Source organism: Micromonospora sp. WMMD1082 (genome assembly GCF_029626175.1).
Taxonomy (GTDB): domain Bacteria; phylum Actinomycetota; class Actinomycetes; order Mycobacteriales; family Micromonosporaceae; genus Micromonospora.
This window is the reverse complement of record NZ_JARUBM010000002.1, coordinates 4,527,097-4,548,124: the sequence shown is the minus strand read 5'-3', so window position 1 is coordinate 4,548,124 and position 21,028 is coordinate 4,527,097. Positions and strand designations below refer to the sequence as shown.

At 74.5% G+C, this 21,028-nt stretch carries 20 protein-coding genes and 1 riboswitch; of the genes, 15 read left to right on the top strand and 5 right to left on the bottom strand.

Features of this window, described 5'->3' with window-relative positions:
* Positions 1-16 precede the first annotated feature (16 nt).
* Positions 17-256 (top strand): acyl carrier protein, encoded by a 240-nt coding sequence (locus O7615_RS21055; protein ID WP_007072348.1) that lies wholly within the window; start codon positions 17-19, stop codon positions 254-256.
* Between the two features lie 2 nt (positions 257-258).
* Positions 259-1,485 (top strand): beta-ketoacyl-ACP synthase II, encoded by a 1,227-nt coding sequence (gene fabF / locus O7615_RS21050; protein ID WP_278179506.1) that lies wholly within the window; start codon positions 259-261, stop codon positions 1,483-1,485.
* A 168-nt stretch (positions 1,486-1,653) separates the two neighbouring features.
* On the opposite strand, the gene O7615_RS21045 is transcribed toward fabF, so the two are convergent.
* Both O7615_RS21045 and O7615_RS21040 read right to left on the bottom strand, forming a co-directional pair.
* Entirely contained in the window at positions 1,654-3,387 is a 1,734-nt protein-coding gene (locus O7615_RS21045) for a glycoside hydrolase family 3 N-terminal domain-containing protein (protein WP_278179505.1), read from the bottom strand.
* A gap of 64 nt (positions 3,388-3,451) precedes the next feature.
* A complete protein-coding gene (locus O7615_RS21040; RefSeq protein WP_278179504.1) occupies positions 3,452-3,943 on the bottom strand; it encodes a DUF3145 domain-containing protein in 492 nt (163 codons plus the stop codon).
* Between the two features lie 312 nt (positions 3,944-4,255).
* Between O7615_RS21040 and O7615_RS21035 the strand changes: the two genes are divergently transcribed.
* On the top strand, positions 4,256-4,585 hold the full coding sequence (locus O7615_RS21035; RefSeq protein WP_278179503.1) for a hypothetical protein: 330 nt from the start codon (positions 4,256-4,258) through the stop codon (positions 4,583-4,585).
* A 75-nt stretch (positions 4,586-4,660) separates the two neighbouring features.
* Here the strand turns inward: O7615_RS21035 and O7615_RS21030 are convergent, their stop codons facing one another.
* Positions 4,661-5,323 carry a carbonic anhydrase gene (locus tag O7615_RS21030; RefSeq protein WP_278179502.1) on the bottom strand — a complete coding sequence of 221 codons (663 nt, stop codon included), beginning with the start codon at positions 5,321-5,323 and terminating at the stop codon, positions 4,661-4,663.
* Positions 5,324-5,473: 150 nt separating this feature from the next.
* On the opposite strand from O7615_RS21030, the gene O7615_RS21025 reads away from it, so the two are divergent.
* The 6 genes from O7615_RS21025 to O7615_RS21000 all read left to right on the top strand — a co-directional run bounded on the left by O7615_RS21025 (position 5,474) and on the right by O7615_RS21000 (position 12,971).
* Positions 5,474-6,397: an alpha/beta hydrolase gene (locus tag O7615_RS21025; RefSeq protein ID WP_278179501.1), complete on the top strand. Its 924-nt coding sequence runs from the start codon at positions 5,474-5,476 to the stop codon at positions 6,395-6,397.
* An 80-nt stretch (positions 6,398-6,477) separates the two neighbouring features.
* Positions 6,478-8,604, top strand: coding sequence for an AAA family ATPase (locus O7615_RS21020; protein WP_278179499.1), 2,127 nt, complete (start codon positions 6,478-6,480; stop codon positions 8,602-8,604).
* A gap of 67 nt (positions 8,605-8,671) precedes the next feature.
* Positions 8,672-9,589 carry a cation diffusion facilitator family transporter gene (locus tag O7615_RS21015; RefSeq protein ID WP_278179498.1) on the top strand — a complete coding sequence of 306 codons (918 nt, stop codon included), beginning with the start codon at positions 8,672-8,674 and terminating at the stop codon, positions 9,587-9,589.
* A gap of 152 nt (positions 9,590-9,741) precedes the next feature.
* A riboswitch (cyclic di-AMP (ydaO/yuaA leader) is annotated at positions 9,742-9,873 on the top strand.
* Between the two features lie 4 nt (positions 9,874-9,877).
* Positions 9,878-11,002 carry a hypothetical protein gene (locus tag O7615_RS21010; RefSeq protein ID WP_278179497.1) on the top strand — a complete coding sequence of 375 codons (1,125 nt, stop codon included), beginning with the start codon at positions 9,878-9,880 and terminating at the stop codon, positions 11,000-11,002.
* Positions 11,003-11,169: 167 nt separating this feature from the next.
* Complete coding sequence (locus tag O7615_RS21005; protein WP_278179496.1) at positions 11,170-12,150, top strand: PfkB family carbohydrate kinase; 981 nt, start codon at positions 11,170-11,172, stop codon at positions 12,148-12,150.
* The gene (locus O7615_RS21000) at positions 12,147-12,971 is read left to right on the top strand and encodes a 5'/3'-nucleotidase SurE (RefSeq protein WP_278179495.1); all 825 of its coding nucleotides are present in this window, start codon (positions 12,147-12,149) and stop codon (positions 12,969-12,971) included. Before O7615_RS21005 ends, O7615_RS21000 begins: the two co-directional genes overlap by 4 nt.
* A 44-nt stretch (positions 12,972-13,015) precedes the next feature.
* Here the strand turns inward: O7615_RS21000 and O7615_RS20995 are convergent, their stop codons facing one another.
* Complete coding sequence (locus O7615_RS20995) at positions 13,016-13,381, bottom strand: STAS domain-containing protein (protein WP_099850669.1); 366 nt, start codon at positions 13,379-13,381, stop codon at positions 13,016-13,018.
* A 326-nt stretch (positions 13,382-13,707) separates the two neighbouring features.
* On the opposite strand from O7615_RS20995, the gene O7615_RS20990 reads away from it, so the two are divergent.
* The 4 genes from O7615_RS20990 (at position 13,708) to O7615_RS20975 (ending at position 16,052) form a co-directional block, all read left to right on the top strand.
* Entirely contained in the window at positions 13,708-13,854 is a 147-nt protein-coding gene (locus O7615_RS20990) for a hypothetical protein (protein WP_278179494.1), read from the top strand.
* A 142-nt stretch (positions 13,855-13,996) separates the two neighbouring features.
* On the top strand, positions 13,997-14,410 hold the full coding sequence (locus tag O7615_RS20985; protein WP_278179493.1) for a hypothetical protein: 414 nt from the start codon (positions 13,997-13,999) through the stop codon (positions 14,408-14,410).
* A 306-nt stretch (positions 14,411-14,716) separates the two neighbouring features.
* Positions 14,717-15,406 (top strand): BON domain-containing protein, encoded by a 690-nt coding sequence (locus O7615_RS20980; RefSeq protein WP_278179491.1) that lies wholly within the window; start codon positions 14,717-14,719, stop codon positions 15,404-15,406.
* 97 nt (positions 15,407-15,503) lie between these two features.
* Positions 15,504-16,052 (top strand): DsbA family protein, encoded by a 549-nt coding sequence (locus tag O7615_RS20975; RefSeq protein ID WP_278182172.1) that lies wholly within the window; start codon positions 15,504-15,506, stop codon positions 16,050-16,052.
* A 178-nt stretch (positions 16,053-16,230) separates the two neighbouring features.
* On the opposite strand, the gene O7615_RS20970 is transcribed toward O7615_RS20975, so the two are convergent.
* Positions 16,231-19,212: a LuxR family transcriptional regulator gene (locus O7615_RS20970; RefSeq protein WP_278179490.1), complete on the bottom strand. Its 2,982-nt coding sequence runs from the start codon at positions 19,210-19,212 to the stop codon at positions 16,231-16,233.
* Positions 19,213-19,372: 160 nt separating this feature from the next.
* Here O7615_RS20970 and O7615_RS20965 point away from each other — a divergent pair, with 160 nt between their 5' ends.
* On the top strand, positions 19,373-19,849 hold the full coding sequence (locus tag O7615_RS20965) for a hypothetical protein (RefSeq protein ID WP_278179489.1): 477 nt from the start codon (positions 19,373-19,375) through the stop codon (positions 19,847-19,849).
* Positions 19,846-21,000: an alcohol dehydrogenase catalytic domain-containing protein gene (locus tag O7615_RS20960; protein ID WP_278179488.1), complete on the top strand. Its 1,155-nt coding sequence runs from the start codon at positions 19,846-19,848 to the stop codon at positions 20,998-21,000. Before O7615_RS20965 ends, O7615_RS20960 begins: the two co-directional genes overlap by 4 nt.
* The last annotated feature ends 28 nt before the right edge of the window (positions 21,001-21,028 follow it).

The following is a 21,028-nucleotide window of genomic DNA, read 5'->3' as shown; positions in this document are numbered from 1 at the left end:
AGAGGAACCCACCGCAATGACCCGTGACGAGATCACCGCCGGCCTCGCCGAGATCCTCGAAGAGGTTGCCGGGGTGAACCCGGACGACGTGGCCGAGGGGAAGTCCTTCACCGACGACCTGGACGTCGACTCGCTCTCCATGGTGGAGGTCGTGGTGGCGGCCGAGGAGAAGTTCGGCGTCAAGATCCCGGACAACGAGGTGCAGAACCTCAAGACCGTCGGGGACGCCGTGAGCTACATCGAGGCGCAGTCCTGATCATGAGTCGCATCGACGTCGTCGTCACCGGGCTCGGCGCGACCACCCCGCTGGGCGGGGACGTCGCGTCGACCTGGGACGCCATGCTCGCCGGCCGCTCCGGGGTGGGTGCGCTCACCCAGGAGTGGGCCGGGCAACTGCCGGTCCGGATCGCCGCCGAGCTGGCGGTGGAGCCGGCCACCCTGCTGGACCGGGTGAAGCTGCGCCGGCTGGACCGCTCCGAGGCGATCGCCCTGATCGCTGCCCACCAGGCCTGGGCCGACGCCGGGCTGGCCGACGCCGGGTTGGACGGGGAGCGGCTGGGGGTCAGCATCGGTTCCGGCATCGGCGGCGCGGTCACCCTGCTCGCTCAGGACGACATCCTGGAGGCGTCCGGCCCGCGGCGGGTCTCCCCGCACACCGTGCCCATGCTGATGCCCAACGGTCCGGCCGCCTGGGTGGGCCTGGAGCTCGGTGCGCAGGCGGGTGTGCACTCGGTGGCCAGCGCCTGCGCCACCGGCGCCGAGGCGATCGCGTTGGGGCTGGACATGATCCGGGCCGGCCGCGCCGACGTGGTGGTGGCCGGCGGCACCGAGGCGGTGATCCACCCGCTGCCGATCGCCGGTTTCGCCTCGATGCGGGCCATGTCGACCCGCAACGACGACCCGGAGCGGGCCTCCCGGCCGTGGGACAAGGGCCGGGACGGCTTCGTCCTCGGCGAGGGCTCCGGCATCGTGGTACTGGAACGGGCCGAGCACGCGGCCGCCCGGGGCGCCCGGGTGTACGCGCGGCTGGCCGGCGCGGGCATCACCTCCGACGGCTACGACATCGTCCAGCCGCATCCGGAGGGCGCCGGCGCGATCCGGGCCATCGCGAAGGCGATCTCCGACGCGGACGTCGCGAAGGCCGACATCGTGCACGTCAACGCGCACGCCACGTCGACCCCGGTGGGCGACCTCGCGGAGATCACCGCGCTGCGTACCGCGCTGGGCGACCACCCGGTGCTCACCGCCACCAAGTCCATGTCCGGTCACCTGCTCGGTGCCGCCGGTGCGCTGGAGTCGATCGCCACCATCCTGGCGATCCGCGACGGCGTGGTGCCCCCGACGATCAACCTGGACGACCCCGACGACCGCCTCACCCTGGACGTGGCTGCCAACAAGCCCCGCCAGCTGGACGTGCCCGCCGCGCTGAACAACTCGTTCGGTTTCGGCGGCCACAACGTGGCGCTCGTCTTCACGCGGCCCTGACCGCACGGCCTCCTGCCGGCGCACCTCGGCGTCGGCAGGGGGCCGTCGCCATTCCCGGCCGGCCCGCGACACCGTGCCCGCCGCCGACACCGTGCCCGGCCGCGACACCCGGCCGACCCGCGACACCATGCCCGCTGGCGACATGCCGGCCCGCGACCGGCCGGGGCGTCAGCTGTCGCAGGTGGTGGCGGGCAGCCCGGTCACCGTGACCGGGGCGCGTCCCTGCGGGCGGGCCTTGCCGGCGAGCACGTCGGCGAGCGCCGCCATCGAGACCCGGCTCGACGAGTAGGTGGCCAGCAGGGTCGGCGACGTCGCCCTGGCCAGCACGTACGGGGTGTCCATGGCGACGGTGACGGCCGCGCCGGCCCGCAGATCGTCGGCGCCGTCGCCGTACCCGACCAGGTGGATGACCGTGCCACCGCTGGGCACCACCTTCACCCCGGCCGAGGTCAGTGCCTCGGTCAACGCCGCCCGGGTGTGCGCCCGCCCGGCCGAGGAGGTGACCGTGACCGGGCCGCGGATCCCGGCGGTGTCGCAGTTGCCGCGCAGCATGGTGACCGCGGCGGCGGCCAGGGCGCGGGCCGCCTCGCGGTGGGCCGGGGCGCCCAGCGTGGACAGCTCCGGCACGGGCCCGTCGGCCAGGGTGAACTTCATGGTCAGCACGCGGGTGGCCGCCTCCACCAGCCGGCCGCGGGGCAGCGAGCCGTCCCGCAGCGCCGTCAGCAGCCCGTCGTACGCCTGCCCGACGTGCGGGGGCATGAGGATCAGGTCGTTGCCGGCCTTCAACGCGCGGACCGCCGCCTCGCCGGGGCCCCAGCGACGGGCCGGTGGCATGTTCATCCCGTCGGTGATCACTACACCCTGGAAGCCGAGTTCCCCCCGCAGCACCTCGGTGAGCAGCTTGTACGAGAAGGTCGCGGCCACCCCCGGGTCGACCGAGCGCACGTCCAGGTGGGCGGACATCACGGCCAGTGCGCCGGCCTCGATGCCGGCGGTGAACGGCGGCCAGGCCTCGGTGGCCAGCCGGCCGCGGGGCTGGCCGAGCACCGGCAGGTCCTTGTGCGAGTCGGCGGCGCTGTGGCCGTGGCCCGGGAAGTGCTTGAGAGTGGCCGCGACCCCGGCGGTCTGCAGCCCGCGTACCGCGCCGCCAACCTGCTCGCCCGCCCGCTGCGGGTCCGCGCCGAACGACCGGCTCCCGATCACGGTGCTGCGGGTGACCAGCACGTCGGCCACCGGCGCGAAGTCGACGTTGACGCCCATGGCGGCCAGCTCGGTGCCGGCGGCACGCCAGGCGGCCTCGGTCAGCGCCGGATCATTCGCGGCCCCGGCGCCGAGCGCACTGGGCAGCATGGTGACCCCGTCGGTGATCCGGGTGACGATCCCGTACTCCTGGTCGGTGCCGATCAGGAAGGGCGCGGCACCGGCGGGCAGCTTCCCGGCGGCCTCGCGCAGCCCGGTGGTCAGCTTCCGGACCTGCTTCGGGTTGTCGACGTTGGTGGTCTCCTGGTTGCCCCGGGTCGGATCGTCCGCGCTGAAGCCCACCAGGATCAGCCCGCCGAGCCGGTACTTCTCGATCATCTCGGCCGGCGTGTCCACCCCGCCCAGGGCCCGGTTGCCGGCCGCCGAGCCGGCCGAGACCTTCGTCGCCTGGTCGCCGTACGCGTACGGCATCAGCACCTGGCCGACCAGGTCCTCGTCGGCGAGTTCGGCGACGAGGGCGGCGGCCAGGGTGGCCGGGTCTGCCGGCGGGGCGCTCGACGGCGGCGCGGGCTCCGTGACCGGGGCCGAGGTGGGGCTCGCCCCGGGTCGCTGCCCGGGCCCGGAGCAGCCGGCGACGAGCAGCGTGGTCACGAGGACGAACGCGGCGGCGACACGCCGAGGGGTAGTCGACACGCGGACCATCCCACCAGCTCGCCGCGTATCGGGGCAACTCGACCTAGGTCGGGGCGGCCCGCGGCGCTGGCACTCAGCCCACCCGGGTGAGCAGCGTCACCGGCGCGCCGTCACCGGCGTAGCGGTACGGCTCCAGCTCGGCGTCCCACGCGGTGCCGAGCGCCTTGTCCAGGGCGTGCGCGAGGGCCTCGGGTGCCCGCGCGCCGGCCATGATGCTGCGCAACCGGTCCTCGCCGAGCTGGATGTCCCCGGCGGCGCCCACGGTCGCCCGGAACAACCCCCGGCCCGGGACGTACATGAAGCGCTCGCCGTCGGCGCCCGGACTGGGCTCCTCGGTGACCTCGAAACGGATCATGGGCCACTGCCGGAGGGCAGCGGCCAGCTCGGCGCCCGTTCCCGGGCGGCCGGACCACCCGCACTCGGCGCGCCGGGCGCCGGGATCGACGGGCTGGGCCGTCCACTGCAAATCGACCGGCGCGGCGAGGACGCGCGCGATCGCCCACTCGACGTGTGAGCACACGGCGAGCGGGGTCGAGTGGACGTATACGACGCCACGCGTTGGCACGGTGACCTCCCGGAGTGCGAGGTGCGTCTTCCCCTACGACCTCGCCCGAGCCGGGTGCGTTGCTGGAACACATGATGACTGGTGTGACGGATGGTGCGCCAGGGAATCGAGAAATCCGCCGGCCGGAATACCCGGACAGGTGACTGCCGTTCCACCTCCTGACGCCCGCGATGACCAGCCGGGATCGTGGGTCGTGTACAGTTCCATCGGCGGCCTGTGCCGCGTAAGCCTCTGCGGGTCTCACCCATCCGGTGCCGCCCGCACCAGCCCCCGGACGTTTCGTCCTCCGTACGTCTTGCAAGGAGTACCTCCGTGGCGAGCAACACCTCTAAGACCGCGCGCGCGTCAGTCCGGGCCGGCCAGGCTGGCCAGGGTGGCGCCCTCAGCGTGCTGGGCGAGTTCAAGTACCTCATCCCGCTCAACGGCGGCAAGCACGCCTACGTGCGGAACCTGACCAACGGCAAGACGGCGCACCTGCGCACCGACTCCGAGGCCTTCGTCGAGGAGATCCGGGTGCTGGCCGCCGCCGGCCACGCCGCCAAGATCCGGGCGGAGATCAACGGCCTCAACGCCACCCACCCGGGTGACGGCTGGGACGCCACCGAGAAGCGCCTGGTCGAGGCCGGCGTCTTCGAGGGCTGATCCCCTCCCCGCACCGCCTGTGAACGCCCGCCGGGTCGCACCCGGCGGGCGTTCGTCGTCCCCACCGGGCGCGCGTCACGGCGGGTCGAGGAGGGCGACCTCGCCGGTGGCGAGGTCGTAGAGGGCGCCGGTGACCGCGACCCGGCCGGCGTCGACCGGCTCCGCCAGCAGCGGGTCGGCGCGCAGCGTGGCGACCGTGCGGGCGACGTGACGGCGGATCGCCAGGGGCCGCACCTGCGGGTCGTCCACCCCCACCTCGGTCACCGCAGGCGCGATCCGGTCGACCAGGTGGGCCAGCGCACCCTCCGGTCGCCGCCCGGAGCGCAGCGCCTCGACCGTCGCCTCCACCGCGCCGCAGCGCTCGTGTCCCAGCACCATCACCAGCGGTACGCCCAGCGCCTCGACCACGTACTCGATCGAGCCGAGCACCGCCCGGTCCAGCACATGGGCACCGGTGCGGATCACGCAGATCGAGCCGAAGGTCTGGTCGAAGATCGCCTCCAGCGGCACCCGCGAGTCGATGCAGCCCAGCAGGACGGCGTACGGCTGCTGGTCGCCGGAGGCGCTCGCGGCCGCCGCCGTCACGTCGTGCCCGTGCACCGGCTGGCCGCTGACGAAGCGCCGGTTGCCGGCGAGCAGCGCGGCCAGGGCCGCGCGGGGCGTACCCCCACGCGCCCGGCCGCCGGGCACCGAGCCAGCGGGCACCGAGCCGGCGGGTACGGCCCGCGACACTGCCATGTTCCCAGCCTGACCGCAGCGCCGTCGGCGCGGAGCCGGTTGCCGAGATCTTCTCACCGCACCGGTTCGCGTGGTGTCATGACGGGTAGCCCGTGTTACCACCGGGTATCCCCGGTGTTACGCATCCGCGCGGGCCATGGGGAGGTGGCGATGCCGGAGCCGATCGAGGTACGGCTGGGCGACGACGTCAGCCTGCACGTGGAAGCCACCGGACCGGCCGACGCCGAGGTCACCGCGGTACTGCTGCACGGCTGGACGCTGGACGGACGCAGCTGGCACCGGCAGGTCGCCGCCCTCCGGGAGACGTTCGGGTCGGTCCGGGTGCTCACCTACGACGCGCGCGGGCACGGCCGGTCCAGCTGCATGACACTGCCCACGGCCACCCTGGCCCAGCTCGGCGACGACCTGGCCGCGGTGCTGGACGCGGTGGCGCCCACCGGCCCGGTGGTGCTGGTCGGCCACTCCATGGGCGGCATGACGATCATGGAGTACGCGCACCGCCATCCCGGACACTTCTCCCGGCGTACGGCCGGGCTGGTCTTCGTCTCCACCACCGCCGAGGGGCACACCCACACCGTCTACGGGCTGTCGCCCCGGATCGCCCGGATCATCCGGCTGGCCGAGACCGCCGGCGCCGGGGTGCTGGCCCGCTGCGGTGCCTGGCGCCCGCCCCAGACCCTGCTGCGCGCCCTGCGGCCGAGCATCCGCTGGATGCTCTTCGGCGACCGTTGCGACCCGACCGACATCCGGCTGGTGACCTCGGCCGTGGCCCGTGCCTCACTGCGGTCGATCGGCGGCTTCCGGGCCTCCATCGGCACCCAGCACCGCCTGGCGACACTCGCCGCGCTGGCCCACCTGCCGGCCGCGGCCCTGGTCGGCGACCGGGACCGGCTCACTCCGCCGCCGTGCGCGGAGTCGATCGCCGCCGTCCTGCCGGCCACCGAGCTGACCGTCTGCCCCGGGGCCGGGCACATGCTGATGATGGAGCGCCCCGACGAGGTCAACGCCGCCGTCGCCGGCGTGCTGCGCCGGGTCCTCGACGTCACCGCCACCCGCATCCCCGCCCGGCCCTGACCGGTGCCCTTTCCTGGCAGTTGCGGCGTGGGGCGTAATCTCGTGCGGTTGGCCGGGCGGCGTCACGAGGAGAGCGAGCGGTGGATCAGAGCACCCTGGATCAGGAGATCGCCGCCGAGCAACGGCATCTCGACCGGGTGTACGCGCGACTGGCCGAGCTACGCCGCTGGGCGGTCAACGCGGAGCAGGAGGGCTACCGGCTCGCCCGGGTCGGCAACTTCGGTGCGCTGGTCGAACGCGACGCGATGGTCTTCCACGCCGCGCAGCGACGCCACCTGCTCGACGCCGAGTACGAGGGACTGGTCTTCGGCCGGCTCGACCTGCGCGACGGGCAGACCCTCTACGTCGGGCGGCTCGGCATCCGCGACGAGGACGCCACGACGCTGGTGGTCGACTGGCGGGCACCGGCCGCCGCCGCCTTCTACCGGGCGACCCCCGCGGAGCCGCTCGGCGTGATCCGGCGCCGGACGATCCAGTCCAGCGGTGAGCGGGTCACCCGGATCGAGGACGACCTGCTCGACCCGGACGCCGCGCCGGCGGACATGCCGGTGGTCGGCGACGGCGCGCTGCTGGCCACCCTGTCCCGCACCACCGGTCGCGGCATGCGCGACATCGTGGCGACCATCCAGCGCGAGCAGGACGAGGCGATCCGTTCCCCCGCGTCCGGGATCACCCTGGTCTCCGGCGGGCCGGGCACCGGCAAGACGGCGGTGGCGCTGCATCGCGCGGCGTACCTGCTCTATGCCGACCGCAGCCGGTACGCCGGCGGCGGCATCCTGGTGATCGGCCCGTCCTCGGTCTTCGTCGAGTACATCGCCTCGGTGCTGCCGTCGCTGGGCGAGGACGCCGCCACCCTGCACTCGCTCGGCACGCTCTTCCCCGGGCTGACCGCCACCCGCACCGACCCGCCGGAGGTGGCGGCCGTCAAGGGTTCGCTGCGGATGCGGCGGGTGCTCGAACGCGCCGCCCGGGACGGGGTGCCCGACTCGCCGACCGAGCTGCGCCTGCTGTACCGGGGCCAACTGCTGCGGCTGGAGCGGGCCGAGTTGGACGCCATCCGGGACCGGGCGCTGCCCCGGGGCGCCCGGCGCAACGAGGTCCGCCGGGCCGGCTTCGACGGCGTGCTCGCCGCGCTCTGGGCGCAGGCCCGCCGGCTGGGCATCGCCGGGCTGCCGGAGCAGCGGGCCTTCGAGGACGAGCTGATCGACCGGACGGACTTCCGCGACTTCCTCAAGGCATGGTGGCCACGGCTGCATCCGCGACACGTGCTCGCCTGGCTGGCCGATCCGCAGCGGCTGCGCCGGTACGCCGGCGGCCTCCTCTCCGGCGCCGAGATCCGGCTGCTCGGGCAGGCGTACCGGGAGCTGGTTGTCAGCGGGCCCAGCATCGCCGACATCGCGCTGCTCGACGAGTTGGACGCACTGCTCGGCAAGCCGGTGCGCCCCGCCCGCGCCAAGCGGGATCCGTTCCGGCTGGCCGGCGGGGTACGCGAGCTGAGCACCTTCGCCGACCGGCAGCGGGCGGCCCGGCAGGCGGCCCGGGAGCGTCCCGAGGACTACCGCGACTACGCGCACGTCGTGGTCGACGAGTCGCAGGACGTCTCGCCGATGCAGTGGCGGATGATCGGCCGGCGCGGGCGGTTGGCCTCCTGGACGGTGGTGGGTGACCCGGCGCAGACCGCGTGGACGGGCGATCCGCAGGAGCTGACCCGGGCCCGCGACCAGGCGCTGGGGCGCCGTCGGCGGCACCGGTTCACCCTTACCACCAACTACCGCAACTCGGCCGAGATCTTCGCGGTGGCGGCGGCCGAGATCCGCCGGGCGTACCCGGATCTCGCCCTGCCCACCGCGGTCCGCTCCACCGGGATCGAGCCGATCCAGCTCGTGGTGCCGGCGCAGGAGCTGGCGGCCACGGTCGTGACCGCCGCCAGCGCCCTGCTCGGGGAGGTCGAGGGCACCGTCGGAGTGATCACTCCGGTGCCGCGTCGGGACGAGGTCGCGGCCTGGCTCGGCGGGCTCGGCGGGGAGCGCCTCCAGGTGGTGACCAGCCTGGAGGCCAAGGGCATGGAGTACGACGGGGTGGTGCTGGTTTCCCCGGGCGAGATCCGGGCGGAGCCGGGCTCCGGTGTCCGTACTCTCTACGTCGCGCTCTCCCGGGCCACCCAACGGCTGACCACGATCGAGCCGGCGGTGCGGCCCGAGGTCTGACGGTTGCAGACATAGCGATGTTGGCATAGATCGGACCTCGACCCGGTGCAGGGCGGAAGGTGTCTGGGTGGGCGCGGGTCATGACCACCACCACGCTGCGGTGTCGAACGCCGCACACCGCCACTCCGGCCGGCTGTGGGCGGCGTTCGCCCTGCTCAGCACCCTGATGGTGGTCGAGGCGGTGACCGCCCTGCGGACCGGTTCGCTGGCCCTGCTCTCCGACGCCGGGCACATGTTCACCGACGTGTTGGGCATCGGGATGGCGCTCGCCGCCATCGCCGCCACCCGCCGCGCCGACACCGACCCGCAGCGCACCTTCGGGCTGTACCGGCTGGAGGTGCTCGCCGCGCTGGCCAACGCCGTGCTGCTCTCCGGGGTCGCGGTGTACGTGCTGGTCGAGGCGGTACGCCGGTTCGGCGACCCGCCCGAGGTGCTCGCCGGCCCGGTGCTGGTGGTGGCGGGGCTCGGCCTGCTCGCCAACGTGGCCGCGTTCGCGCTGCTGCGGCCCGGCGCGCGGGAGAGCATCAACCTGCGCGGGGCGTACCTTGAGGTGCTCGCGGACCTGCTCGGCTCACTCGGCGTGATCGCGGCCGCCCTGCTGATCACCGTGACCGGCTGGTGGTGGGCCGACCCGCTGGTGGCGGTCGCGATCGCCACGTTCATCCTGCCCCGGACGTGGCGCCTGGGCCGGGCGGCGGTGCGCATCCTGGTGCAGGCCGCCCCGGAGCACCTCCAGGTCACCGCGGTGCACGATCGGCTGGTCGCGGTGCCCGGCGTCGCCGGCGTCCATGACCTGCACGTCTGGACGCTCACCTCCGGCATGGAGGTGGCCTCGGCCCACCTGACTCTCACCTCCGGCGCCGACGTGGCCGTCGTGCTGGCGGCGGCCCGGGCGGCACTGCACGAGGACTTCCAGATCGAGCACGCCACCCTGCAGATCGAGCCCCGAGCGAGCAGCGGGAACTGTGGGGCGGTCGAGTGGTAACGGGACAGCCCTGAGAAAAGGGACCTATTGTTGGCTTTTGTCTGGTTTACTAGTCAGGTAACCAACACCAGGAGTCACACCAGCTGCACCGGTCACATCAGCACCGGTAGGCTCGGACCCGGCCTCCGCCAGGCGGCGCCCACCGGTGCCGGCGGCGGCCGCCGCCTAATCGCCCGCCAGGGCGAACCGGGGAACCATGTTCCTGGGGTGCATCCGCGTCAGCGGTAGGGATCTTCCGTCCCGAACCCGTCAGCTAACCCGGTCGGCGGCTGACGGAAGGACATGTGCATGCCAGCAGTGGCAACCGTGAGACCGGCCGCCCGGATGGCGGCCCTGATCGCCGGCGCGCTCGCCCTCGCCCTGGGCGTCGCGCTCGCCCCCTTCGCCCCCGCCGCCGCGGCTGCGGCTGCGCCGGGACTGCGCGCGGCGGCCCCCGACGACGTGGACGACGAGGGCGGCACCCCGGCACTCCGGGCCCAACTGGAGGCCGCCAGCAAGGGCTACCTCGACGCCAAGGCGGCCCTGGACCGCTCGGTCAAGCGTCAGAAGCAGCTCGCCGAGCAGCTCACGGCGACCGAGGGCCAGCTCACCGAGCGCAGCGACAAGGTCGCCGAGATCGCCGCCCAGGCGTACCGCACCGGGCGGCTGGGCGCCGCGTCGGCGCTGCTCAACAGCGGTTCTCCGGCCGGCTTCATGGATCGGGCGGCGGCGTTGGACGCGGTGGCCGCCAACGAGGACCGTGCACTGCGCGCACTCCAGGACACCCGCGACGAGGTCGACCGGACCAAGCAGGCCCTGGACATCGAGGTCCAGGAACAGCGCAAGCAGGTGGCCGTGATGGCCAAGCGCAAGGACCAGGCCGAGCGGGCGTTGACCGTCTCCATCGAACGGGACGAGGCGGCGGAACGGGCAGCGGCGGCCGAGCGGGCCGCCGCCGAACGGGCGAACAGCGCACCGTCGCGCAGCGGCGGGTCCAGCCCGTCGGCCAAGCCCGCGCCCCGCAACTCGGACGGCTCGTTTCCGGCGGAGTCGTGCAGCGTCAACGACCCCACGCCGGCCAACGGCTGCATCACCCCGCGCACCCTGCACGCCCTGAACCAGGCCAAGGCAGCCGGCTTCACCCGCTACGTCTCCTGCTTCCGCTCCGGCGGCTCGGGCGAGCACCCGAAGGGCCGGGCCTGCGACTTCGCGGCCCAGAAGAACGGCTTCGGCGGGGACGCGACCGGCGGCGACCGGACGTACGGCAACAACCTGGCGGCGTACTTCGTGAACAACGCCGACCGGCTCGCCGTGCTCTACGTGATCTGGTACAGGCAGATCTGGCTGCCCAGCAGCGGCTGGAAGGCGTACAGCGGCGCCCGGGGCGACCCGTCCAGCGACCACACCAACCACGTTCACCTGTCGGTGTACTGACACTTCACCCCGCGCCGGGTGGGCCGTCCAGCGGGCGGTCCACCCGGCGCGCCGGGTTTCCCGCCCTCGCCCGCAGGGCACCGTTTCCCTCGGCGCGCGCCGGTGCGTCCGGACGGTTACCGTCGTCCGATGAAGCGGACATTCCACCGCGAGCGGGAGGAACAGACATGAGCGGCCCCGTCATGGTCTTCGCACCGACCCCGCTGTTGACCGTCACGATCGACCAGCCGAACGACGCGCCGGAACTGCATCTGCACCCCGGCGGGCAGGGGGTCTGGCAGGCTCGGATGGTGCTGTCGCTCGGCGTGGACGTGGTGCTCTGCACGGCGCTCGGCGGCGAGGTCGGGCAGGTGCTGGAGCCGTTGCTGATCAGCGAGGGCGTCGACCTGAGGGTGGTGGCCCGCGATTCCGGTGGCAGCGGCGGCTACGTGCACGACCGCCGCGAGGGCACCCGGCGGGAGGTCGTCGACGTGACCGGCCAGCCGTTGAGCCGGCACGAGCTCGACGAGCTGTACAACCTGGCGCTCGGCGAGGGGTTGCGTTCGCCGGTGAGCGTGTTGAGCGGGCCGAACCACCCGTCGCTGGTCCCCGCCGACCTCTACCGGCGCTTCGCCGCCGACGTCGGCGCCAACGGCGGCCGGGTGGTGGTGGACCTCTGCGGCGAGCACCTCACCGCCGTCCTGGAAAGCGGGGTCTTCTTCCTCAAGATCAGCCACGAGGAGCTGCTCGCCGACGGCCGGGCATCCGGCGACGACGAGGAGGAACTCACCCGCGCGTTGTACGACCTGCACGCCGCCGGCGCCCAGAACGCGGTGGTCAGCCGGGCCGACAAGCCGGCGTTGGCGCTGGTCGACGGCGAGGTGTTCGAGGTGCGGATGCCACGGCTGGAGGCGGCCGACCCGCGGGGCGCGGGCGACTCGATGACCGCCGGCGTGGCCGCTGTGGTGGCCCGGGGTGGCGACGTACGCACGGCGATCCGCACCGGCGCGGCAGCGGGTGCGTTGAACGTCACCCGACACGGGCTGGGCACCGGCCGGCTCGACTCGATCACCGGCCTGGTCGACCGGGTCCGGCTGGAGCCGGCGGGCAGCCGCCCGCAGGAGCGCACCACCCCCGAGGAGCTGGCCCAGCGGGTGGGCGGCCGATGACGCTGCGGGTGTTGATCACCAATGACGACGGGATCGCCGCGCCCGGCATCCAGGCACTGGCCCGGGCGGCGGTCGATCGAGGGCTGGACGTGGTGGTGGCCGCACCGCTGGAGGAGGCGAGCGGCACCAGCGCCGCGATGAGCGCGGTGGAGCAGGACGGGCAGGTGGTGGTCCGCGAACACCCGCTGCCCGGGCTCGACGGGGTGCCGGCCTTCGGCGTCGGCGGCTCGCCCGGTTTCATCGCGCTCATCGCCGTGCACGGCGCGTTCGGGCCACCGCCGTCCGTACTGCTCTCCGGCATCAACCGGGGCGCCAACGCGGGGCGCGCGGTGCTGCACTCCGGCACCGTGGGCGCCGCCTTCACCGCCGCCGCCAACGGCTGCCGGGCGATGGCGGTGTCGCTGGACGTGCTCTCGGCCGGTGCGGCCACCGCGGCCAGCGGGGGCGCCGCGGTGGCCGCCGCCGCCCTGGTGCACGACGCCGACCGGCACTGGGCCACCGCGGCCCAGGTCGCCCTGGACCTGCTTCCCCGGCTCACCGCCGGGCCCACGGAGAGCGTGCTCAACGTCAACTCGCCGGATCTTCCGTTCGCCCGGCTGCGGGGCGTACGCCGAGGCACCCTGGCCACCTTCGGCCAGGTGCAGATGACCGTCGCCGAATCCGGGCACGGCTTCGTGCGTACCGCCTTGGAGGAGCCGGGCGAGGCCCTGCGGCCCGGCACGGACCTGGCCCTACTCGCCGACGGCTACGCGTCGGTGACCGCGGTCCGGGCGGTCACCGAGGTGACCGACGCCGACCTGGCCGGTCTCGACGCGGACTGACCGGCACTGGCTTGATCTTCAATCTCCTGAGGTTGAAGATCAAGCTAGGCGCCGGGGAGGACCTCGGGGGCCGTGGCGGCGCCGGCATAGTACGGCTCGGGCGCGCCGAAGAGGCCGAGCAGGCCGGTCACCCAGAGCTGCCGGTGCACGAACCGACTCGGCTCGGTGACGACCAGCTTCACGCCGCTGACCTCGGCGGTCTGGAAGCCGGCGACCATCGCGCTGATGCCCACCGAGTCGATGAAGGTGACCAGCCGCATGTTCAGCTCGATCCGGGCGGGACGCCCCTTGGCCAGCACCTCGGCGATGGCCTCTTTCACCTCGTACGCGGTGTCGACGTCGATCTCGCCCCGAGGGGCGATCTCGATGACACCACCGGGTCGAACCGTCTGCAGGATCGACAGGCTCACGCGAGCACCTCCACTCGCCCGTACGACGGGCGCCTCATCAGTACGCGGGCCGCGACCGAGAGTATTCCTCCGACGGCCTCGGTCGCCACCCCTCGGGATGAGCAATTCGCGGATCCGGACGCGCCAATTCGCCCTTATCCGCACTTTAGCTGCCTTATCACCCGACGTTCGGCTGCCGCCGACGTCGCCGAACCAGCGTAGCGGGCCGGCGCGACCCCGTCCCCATGTCTTCCTGCTCCCGGCCTGCCCGTCGGCCGGGCTCGGCGAGCGATCGTGGGCACGGTGTGCCTAACATCACGGACAACCGTACGACGAGAGGACGACACATGCTCCGTAGGCTCGCCGCGCTGGCCGGCGTCAGTGCCCTGCTCGCCGTCATGCTGGCCTGCGGGTTCGGTGGCGGAGACGATGACGACGACGATGACGACGACGACTTCGCCCGGGCGACCGTCGTCGCGGTCGTGCCCCGCTGACCACTGATCAAGCGTCGTCCGGGCCGGTGGTTTGCGGCGGAGCCGGGGTGGGCACAGCCTCCATTGGCCAACGCCACGCCGGGCAAAGCCGCCGACGTCTGATGTGCGCACCGGCTTCGGCACTGTCGAGGAGGGAACCACCATGTTCGGAACCAACCTGCTGGAGCGCCGCAGCAAGCCGGAGCGGATCGCGGACCAGGCGTGGCAACATCTCGTCTCGGCGGTGAACAGCGCGGGCGACAGCATCCGCGACACCGCCCGCACCGCTCGCCACAGCTCCGCCGGGCTCGCCGACGAGGCCGGTGACCTGGTGGAGTCGGCCGCCGAGGAGGCCCGTCATCGGGCCAGCCAGGCCCTTGACGCACTCGCCGGTCGCCGCCCGGCGCTGCCGTGGGCATTGCTGATCGGCGCGGCCCTGGTCGGCGCCGCGGTCGGTTGGGCGGCCGGCACCGCCGCGCGGGCCGCCGGCAGCCGCGACCAGGCCCTGGAGGACATCGAGTTCGTCGACGTGGAGCAGCCGGACTCCCCCGCCGAGCCCACCAACCCCGCCACCTGACCCCCACCCCACGGCCCCGTCCGACCACCCGGTCGAACGGGGCCACCCTTTCTCCGTTGTCCCTTCTCCGTTGCCCCTTTCTCCGTTGATCATGAAGTTAGCGGGCGGTTTGATCTCTAAATCGCCCGCTAACTTCATGATCAACGGTGTGAAGGTGGAGGTGGGCGGGACGGGGGGTGGGGTCGTTCGATCTGGGTGAGGTGGGGTCACCCGGGGGAGCGCCAGGCTCGGTGCCGGCGGGGCTGGACGCCGGGCCGCTCGCGGCCCGGTGGACAGTGCCGGCTGCCTGGCGAGGAGGGAGCGACCATGGCCAGCATCTCCACGATCAACCGCACCGACCAGGACATCCGGTCCGCGGTGCTCGACGAAATCGACTGGGAGCCCCGGGTGCAGCCGCACGAGATCGGGGTGAGCGTCGCCGAGGGCGTGGTGACGCTGACCGGACGGGTGGACAGCTACGCCAAGAAGTGGGCCGCGGAACGGGCCGCGCACCGGGTCGCCCAGGTACGGGCGGTGGCCAACGACCTCGCGGTGCGGCTGGTCACCGGCGCGGAACGGACCGACCCGGAGATCGCGGCCGCGGTCGAACACGCCCTGCAGTGGCAGGCGTTCGTGCCGGTCGACGAACTCGACGTGACGGTCTCGCAGGGCTGGGTCACCCTGCACGGCGAGGTCGAGTGGGAGTACCAGCGCCGCGCCGCCGAGCAGGCGGTCGGCCGGCTGAACGGCGTACGGGGGGTCAGCAACGGCATCACCGTCCGGCCCTCGGTACGCCCGGACGGCGCCGCCCTGGGCCGGCGCATCGTCGACGCCCTGGCCCGCAACCGCGCCACCGACGCGGAGCAGGTGACGGTACGCATACACGGCGACACGGTGCTGCTGGGCGGGCTGGTGCACTCGATGCCCGAGCGTGCCGAGGTGGAACGGGTGGTCTGGTCCGCGCCGGGCATCCGCGAGGTGCAGAACCACATCGCGGTCGCCCCGGTGCTGAGCTGAGCCGAGCGCGCCGAGCCGGCCCGTGCCAAGGCTCACCCGGGCCGGGTGAGCCGCGCTCACCCGGCCGGGTACGAGGCTGGTGGGTATGACCGATCGGCTGACCACGCCCCTGCAGGTCACTGCCCGGCTCCGCACGCCCGTCACGGAGTACGACCACGCCCGCGGCCCGGAGGGCGCGCCGGTGACGATCGTCGAGTACGGCGACTTCCAGTGCCCCTTCTGCGGCCTCGCCCACGCGAACCTGCGTGAGGTGCTGCGGCAGCGCGCCGACACGGTCCGTCACGTCTACCGCCACTTCCCGATCGCGAACATCCACCCGTACGCGGAGCGGGCCGCCGAGGCCGCCGAGGCCGCCGGCCGACGGGGCCGGTTCTGGGAGATGCACGACTGGCTCTACGAACACCAGGACCAGCTGGATCCGGTGCACCTGACGCTCGGTATCGAGCAGCTCGGCCTGCCCGTCGACGAGGTGGAGGCGGAGATCGGGCGGCACGCCTACGGTGACCGGATCCGGCACGACTTCGTCGGCGCCATCCGCAGCGGCGTGGACGCCACCCCCACCCTCTTCGTCAACGGCGTCCCCCACACCGCCGACTTCGGCCTACCCACCCTCCTCACCGCCGTAGACACCGCCGCCACCCCCTGACCCACCCCCACCCCTCCCACCCTCCCCTCCCTCCCCACCCCGACCCATCGTTGATCATGAAGTTGTTGTCACCCCGCCCGGCGTGTCGCGACAACAACTTCATGATCAACGCGGGAGGGCGGGGAGCCCGAGGGGGCAGGGTGGGCGGGTGGGGTGGGGTGGGGTGGGGTGGGGTGGGTCAGATTAGGTGGAGTTGGCGGGCGCGGCGGACGGCGTCGCGGCGGCGGGTGGCGTCGAGCTTGCGGTAGATGTTGCGGACGTGGGTCTTGACCGTGTTGACCGAGACCGACAGCTCGGCGGCGATCTCCACGTTGGACAGGATGCTCTGCAGGTACCGCAGGATCGTCAGCTCCCGCTCGGTGAGCGGCTCGTCCAGGGGCGCCACCGCCGCCCGGTCGCCGTCGGCACGGGCGCCGGTCGACACGTCGACGGCACGGACCAGGTCACTCACGAGCGACCAGTGGGCCGTACCGGAGTCGAGGTGGGCGGCGAGCAGGTCCCGCAGCCCCGGCTCGGCCCGGATGAACGGGCGGCGGTAGCCGTCCGGGGCGGCGAGGTCGAGCGCCTGCTCCAGCGTCCGACCGGCCCGGCGGTGGTCACCGCCCCGCGCGGCGAGCAACGCGGCGAGCAGCGCGGCGTCGAGGCGTACCGGCAGCGGCCAGTCGGCCGTCGGCGCTGCCGTCCAGTCCGGCAGCAGGTGCGCGGCGGCGCGTGGATCACCGGCTCGCAGCTCGACCCGGGCCGCCGCGACGGCCAGCGGGACCGCCGATCCGGTCTCCGCCTCGGCCAGCGGGACCGCCGACCGGGTCACCGCCTCGGCGGGCCGGTCACCGGCCAGTTCCCGGGCCGTCTGCAGGTCGCCCCGGGCGCTGTGCAGGTCCAGCTCGGCGGCGAGCAGCCACGACCCCAGCTCACCGGCGCGACCACCCCACCCGTCCCGGGCCTCCACCAGCAGCCGGTGGCCGGCGCTCAGATCCCCCTCGTCGTAGCGCAGGTACGCCCGGCACCAGGCGGCCAGCGCACCGGCCGCCGGTTCACCGCCCGCCGGTGCGGCCAGGGCCAGGTTCGCCTCGGCCTCCGCCGGCTGGTCCCGGTGCAGCGCCACGACGGCCAGCGCCAGGTACGCGTACCCGCAGTCGACCCGCGCCGACCAGCCCTGACAGGGCGGCAGGGCCAACGCCGCCCGGGCCGCCTCCTCGGCCGCCCGCAGCTCCCCGCGCAGCGCCGCGAGCAGGGACCATCGGCTGGCACAGACCAGCTCGGTGCGCGGACGTCCCGCCTCCCGGGCCGCCGCCAACGCCACCGCGAAGCCGGTCGCCGCCCCGGACAGGTCACCGGCGTCCAGGTCGAGCAGGGCCAGCGCGGTGCCGGCCACCGCCCGCACGTCCGCGTCCCCCGCAACGTCGCCCCGCCCCGCCCCGACCGCCACCGCGCCCCCCGGACCCCGGCCCGCCACCGCGCCCGCCGGACCCCGGTCCGCCACCGCGTCCGCATCTCTGCCCGTCACGGCGTCCGCCGGACCCCGGCCCGCCACCGACCCCCGCCCCGGCATCGGATCCGCCGACACCGGGTCAACCGACACCTGGCCCGCCGACACCTGGTTCCCCAAGGGGTCCGCCGACAGCTGGGTCGTCGCGGGTACGCCGGCCGGGTGCCCACCCGGGCGGGTGGCGAGCAGGCGGGCGGCGGCGGAGCGTACGGCCTCGTGGTCGCCGGCCAGCCGGGCCAGGGTGAGCTCGACCGCGGTGGCCAGCCGCCCGAACCGGGACCGGCGCGGCTGCGGCAGCCTCCCGGCGTGCCCGGTGGCCAGTCGCAGGTACGCCTCGGCACCGTCGGCGTCACCGTCGAGTGCCCGCTCGGCGGCGCAGGCAAGCGCGAGTTCGGGATCGCGGGCCACCGCCTCCGCCGGGGGCGGCGCGGGCGCCGGGCCGGTACGGGCCGTCCCGTCGTAGGGCACCAGTTCCGGCCAGCGGGCGACGAACAGGTCGGCGGCGTCCGTCCAGTCGCCACCGGCGAGCGCATGCCGTAGCGCATCGGCCGGGCGGCCGTTGCCGGCATACCACCGGGCCGCGCGCAGGTGCAGGTCGCGCAGTTCCCCGGCCGGCAGCCGGCCCAGCTCGCGGCGCAGCAGGTCGGCGAGGAGCGGGTGGCACCGGTACCAGACCGGCTGGCCGCCGTCGTGGCGGAGCAGGCCGGCACCCTCCGCGAGACCGCTCAGGCGGCCCTCGGCGTCCGCGTCACCGCTGAGCGCGGCGGCGAGATCGGCGCAGACCGTGTCGACGACCGCCGCGCGACGCAGCAGCTCGCGGTCGGCCGGCTCCACCCCGCCGAGCAACTCCTCGCGCAGGTAGCCGGCGATCTCCGGCTGGTCACCGCCGAGCTGCGTGATCCAGCGCTCCGGGTCCGGCTGGTCACGTAGGGCGAGCGCGGCGATCCGCAGCGCCGCCGCCCAGCCCGCGGTACGCCGCTGCAGCCGGCGGACGGCGACGGCCGGCACCGCCACCCCGTGCGCGGTGAGCAGGTCGGCGATCTCGTCGCCGGTGAAGGCCAGCTCGTCGGGGCCGATCTCGGTCAACTCCCCGGCCAACCGCAGCCGGTGCAGCGCCAGCGGCGGCCCGGTCCGCCCGGCCGCCACCAAGCGCAGCCGCTGCTCCGTGTGGCGCAGCAGGAACTCCAGCCCGGCCAGCGCCGCCGGTTCGGTGATCCGGTGCAGGTCGTCCACGAGCAGCACCACCGGCCGTTCCCGGGCGGCGAGCGTCGCGGCGAGGATCTCCAGCTCGTCCGGACGCGGTGCCCGGTCGGTCGCCGGCGGCCCGTCCGGGTCGGCGACGGAGCGCAGCGCCGCCGTGAGGTACGACCAGAGGCGGTCCGGATCGTCGCCCACCTCGATCGACACCCAGGCCGGTGCCGGGGCGTCCGGGTCGGCCTCCTGCAACGCCCGGCGCCAGGAGGCGAGCAACGTGCTCTTGCCCCACCCCGCGGGCGCCCGGACCAGGGTGACCGGGCGGGCCACCGCGTCATCGAGCAACCGCGCCAGCCGGGGCCGCAGGACCACCGGCTCGGGCAGCACGGCGGGCGCCAGCCGGGACGCCAGCAGGGGCGGGCCGGCCGGCGTATGGACCGCCGCGTCGGCCCGGACGGTGCTGCGGTCATCCGGCATCCGGCCCACCCCCACGGACGCGTACCTCCTCCCCCGGTCCTGCGGCGGGCGGTTACCCCACCCGCGACGCTTCACCCCTTCCGGGGGAGCCGGGTTCACCCGGCTGCCGGGGACGGTGGCGCTGGGCTGGGCACGAGATCCGGAGGTACGGGTGGGACCGGTGGGGACGGTGTTCGCGGTGACCGGCGCCCTCGGCGCGGCCACGGTGCGCAGCGCGCGGGCCGCCGTCGGCCGCCGGTGGTCCGCCGGCCGCCGGCGGAGCGCCCCGGCCGGCGGTCGTCCGGGACGTTGGCAGGTGGTCACGGTCGACCGGTCGCCGCCGGAGGTGCTGCCCGAGGGTGCCTGGCCGGAGCCGCTGCGCCGCCTCGACGGCGCCGTCGAAGTGGCACTGCGGCGGGCGCCGGGCGGGCGGGGCACCGAACTGGCTGCCCGGCCGCTGCCCCACGCCGCCTGGCCCGGACTCGCCGCCCACCTGCTGGGCGACGACCCCGCACTGCTGGTACGCCGGACGTTGTGGCAGGTCAAGCAGCTCACCGAGGCCGGTGAACTGCTCCGTGCCGACCGCCCGCCCGGCGATCGCCGCGCGGTGCCGCCGGCCGGAACACCCCCGCCGCCGACCGATCGGCCACCGCGATGAGGGCGCTCTGCTGGACCTCGGGCGGTGACCTGTCCGTACGTCAGGTGCCCGATCCGGAGCTGCGCAACGACCACGACGTGATCGTCCGGGTCCGGCGCAGCGCCACCTGCGGCGCCGACCTGCCGCTGCTCGCCGGGCAGGCACCCGGCCTGGCCGCCGGTGACGTGCTCGGCCACGAGTTCCTCGGCGACGTGGTCGAGACGGGTGCGGCGGTACGCCGGCACCGGGTCGGCGACCGGGTGGTGGTCTGTGCCTCGGTGGCCTGCGGTGCCTGCTGGTACTGCCGGCAGGGGTTGCCCTCGTGCTGTGACAACGGCAGCACCGAGCCGGCGGTGAGCGAGGCGGAGTGGGGTCATCCGGTGGCGGGCGGCTTCGGCCAGCCCCGGGCCGCGGGCGGCTTCGCCGGCAGCCACGCCGAGTACGTGCGGGTGCCGTACGCCGACGTCGGGGCGTTCACGGTGCCCGAGGCGGTCGGCGACGACCGTGCCCTGTTCGCCTCGGACGCCGCCCCGGCCGGCTGGCTGGGAGCCGAGGGTGGGCAGGTCCGCCCCGGTGACGTGGTGGCGGTGTGGGGGGCGGGCGCGGTCGGCCAACTGGCCGCCCGGGCGGCCTGGCTGCTGGGCGCCGGCCGGGTGGTCGTCGTCGACCGGCATCCCACCCGGCTGCTGATGGCGCGCCAGCACACCAGCGCCGAGACCCTCGACCTGCGGCACACCGATGTGGCGGCGGAGCTGCGGGAGCTCAGCGGCGGGCGGGGGCCGGACGTCTGCGTCGAGGCGGTCGGCGGCCCCGCCGGGGAACACCGGTCGCTCGCCGACCGGTTCGCCGGGCGCGCCCGTGCGCCCGAGGCCGTCCGGGAAGCGGTGTACGCCTGCCGCAAGGGCGGCAGCGTCTTCGTCCTCAACGGCGGCGCCCGCCTCGTCGACGCGTTCCCCGTCGGTGCGGCTGTCCAGAAGGGACTGACCGTGCGCGGGGGGCGCCAGCAGGGTCAACGGCACATCCCGATGCTGCTGGACCGGATGGCCCGCGACGAGCTGCGCACCGAGCACCTGGCCACCCATCACTTCCCGCTGGAGCGGGCGGTCGAGGGGTACGCGCTGTTCCGGGATCGCCCCGAGGAATGCCTGCGCGCCGTGTTCACCCCGCACTGACCGGGGCAGCCGGCGGCATCGGACCGGC

Bases quoted from the DNA above. Each gene is read 5' to 3' on its own strand.
- O7615_RS21055 (WP_007072348.1), top strand. From the start codon at position 17: ATGACCCGTGACGAGATCACCGCCGGCCTCGCCGAGATCCTCGAAGAG.
- fabF (WP_278179506.1), top strand. From the start codon at position 259: ATGAGTCGCATCGACGTCGTCGTCACCGGGCTCGGCGCGACCACCCCG.
- O7615_RS21045 (WP_278179505.1), bottom strand. From the start codon at position 3,387: ATGGTCCGCGTGTCGACTACCCCTCGGCGTGTCGCCGCCGCGTTCGTC.
- O7615_RS21030 (WP_278179502.1), bottom strand. From the start codon at position 5,323: ATGGCAGTGTCGCGGGCCGTACCCGCCGGCTCGGTGCCCGCTGGCTCG.
- O7615_RS21025 (WP_278179501.1), top strand. From the start codon at position 5,474: ATGCCGGAGCCGATCGAGGTACGGCTGGGCGACGACGTCAGCCTGCAC.
- O7615_RS21010 (WP_278179497.1), top strand. From the start codon at position 9,878: ATGCCAGCAGTGGCAACCGTGAGACCGGCCGCCCGGATGGCGGCCCTG.
- O7615_RS21005 (WP_278179496.1), top strand. From the start codon at position 11,170: ATGAGCGGCCCCGTCATGGTCTTCGCACCGACCCCGCTGTTGACCGTC.
- O7615_RS21000 (WP_278179495.1), top strand. From the start codon at position 12,147: ATGACGCTGCGGGTGTTGATCACCAATGACGACGGGATCGCCGCGCCC.
- O7615_RS20990 (WP_278179494.1), top strand. From the start codon at position 13,708: ATGCTCCGTAGGCTCGCCGCGCTGGCCGGCGTCAGTGCCCTGCTCGCC.
- O7615_RS20985 (WP_278179493.1), top strand. From the start codon at position 13,997: ATGTTCGGAACCAACCTGCTGGAGCGCCGCAGCAAGCCGGAGCGGATC.
- O7615_RS20980 (WP_278179491.1), top strand. From the start codon at position 14,717: ATGGCCAGCATCTCCACGATCAACCGCACCGACCAGGACATCCGGTCC.
- O7615_RS20970 (WP_278179490.1), bottom strand. From the start codon at position 19,212: ATGCCGGATGACCGCAGCACCGTCCGGGCCGACGCGGCGGTCCATACG.
- O7615_RS20960 (WP_278179488.1), top strand. From the start codon at position 19,846: ATGAGGGCGCTCTGCTGGACCTCGGGCGGTGACCTGTCCGTACGTCAG.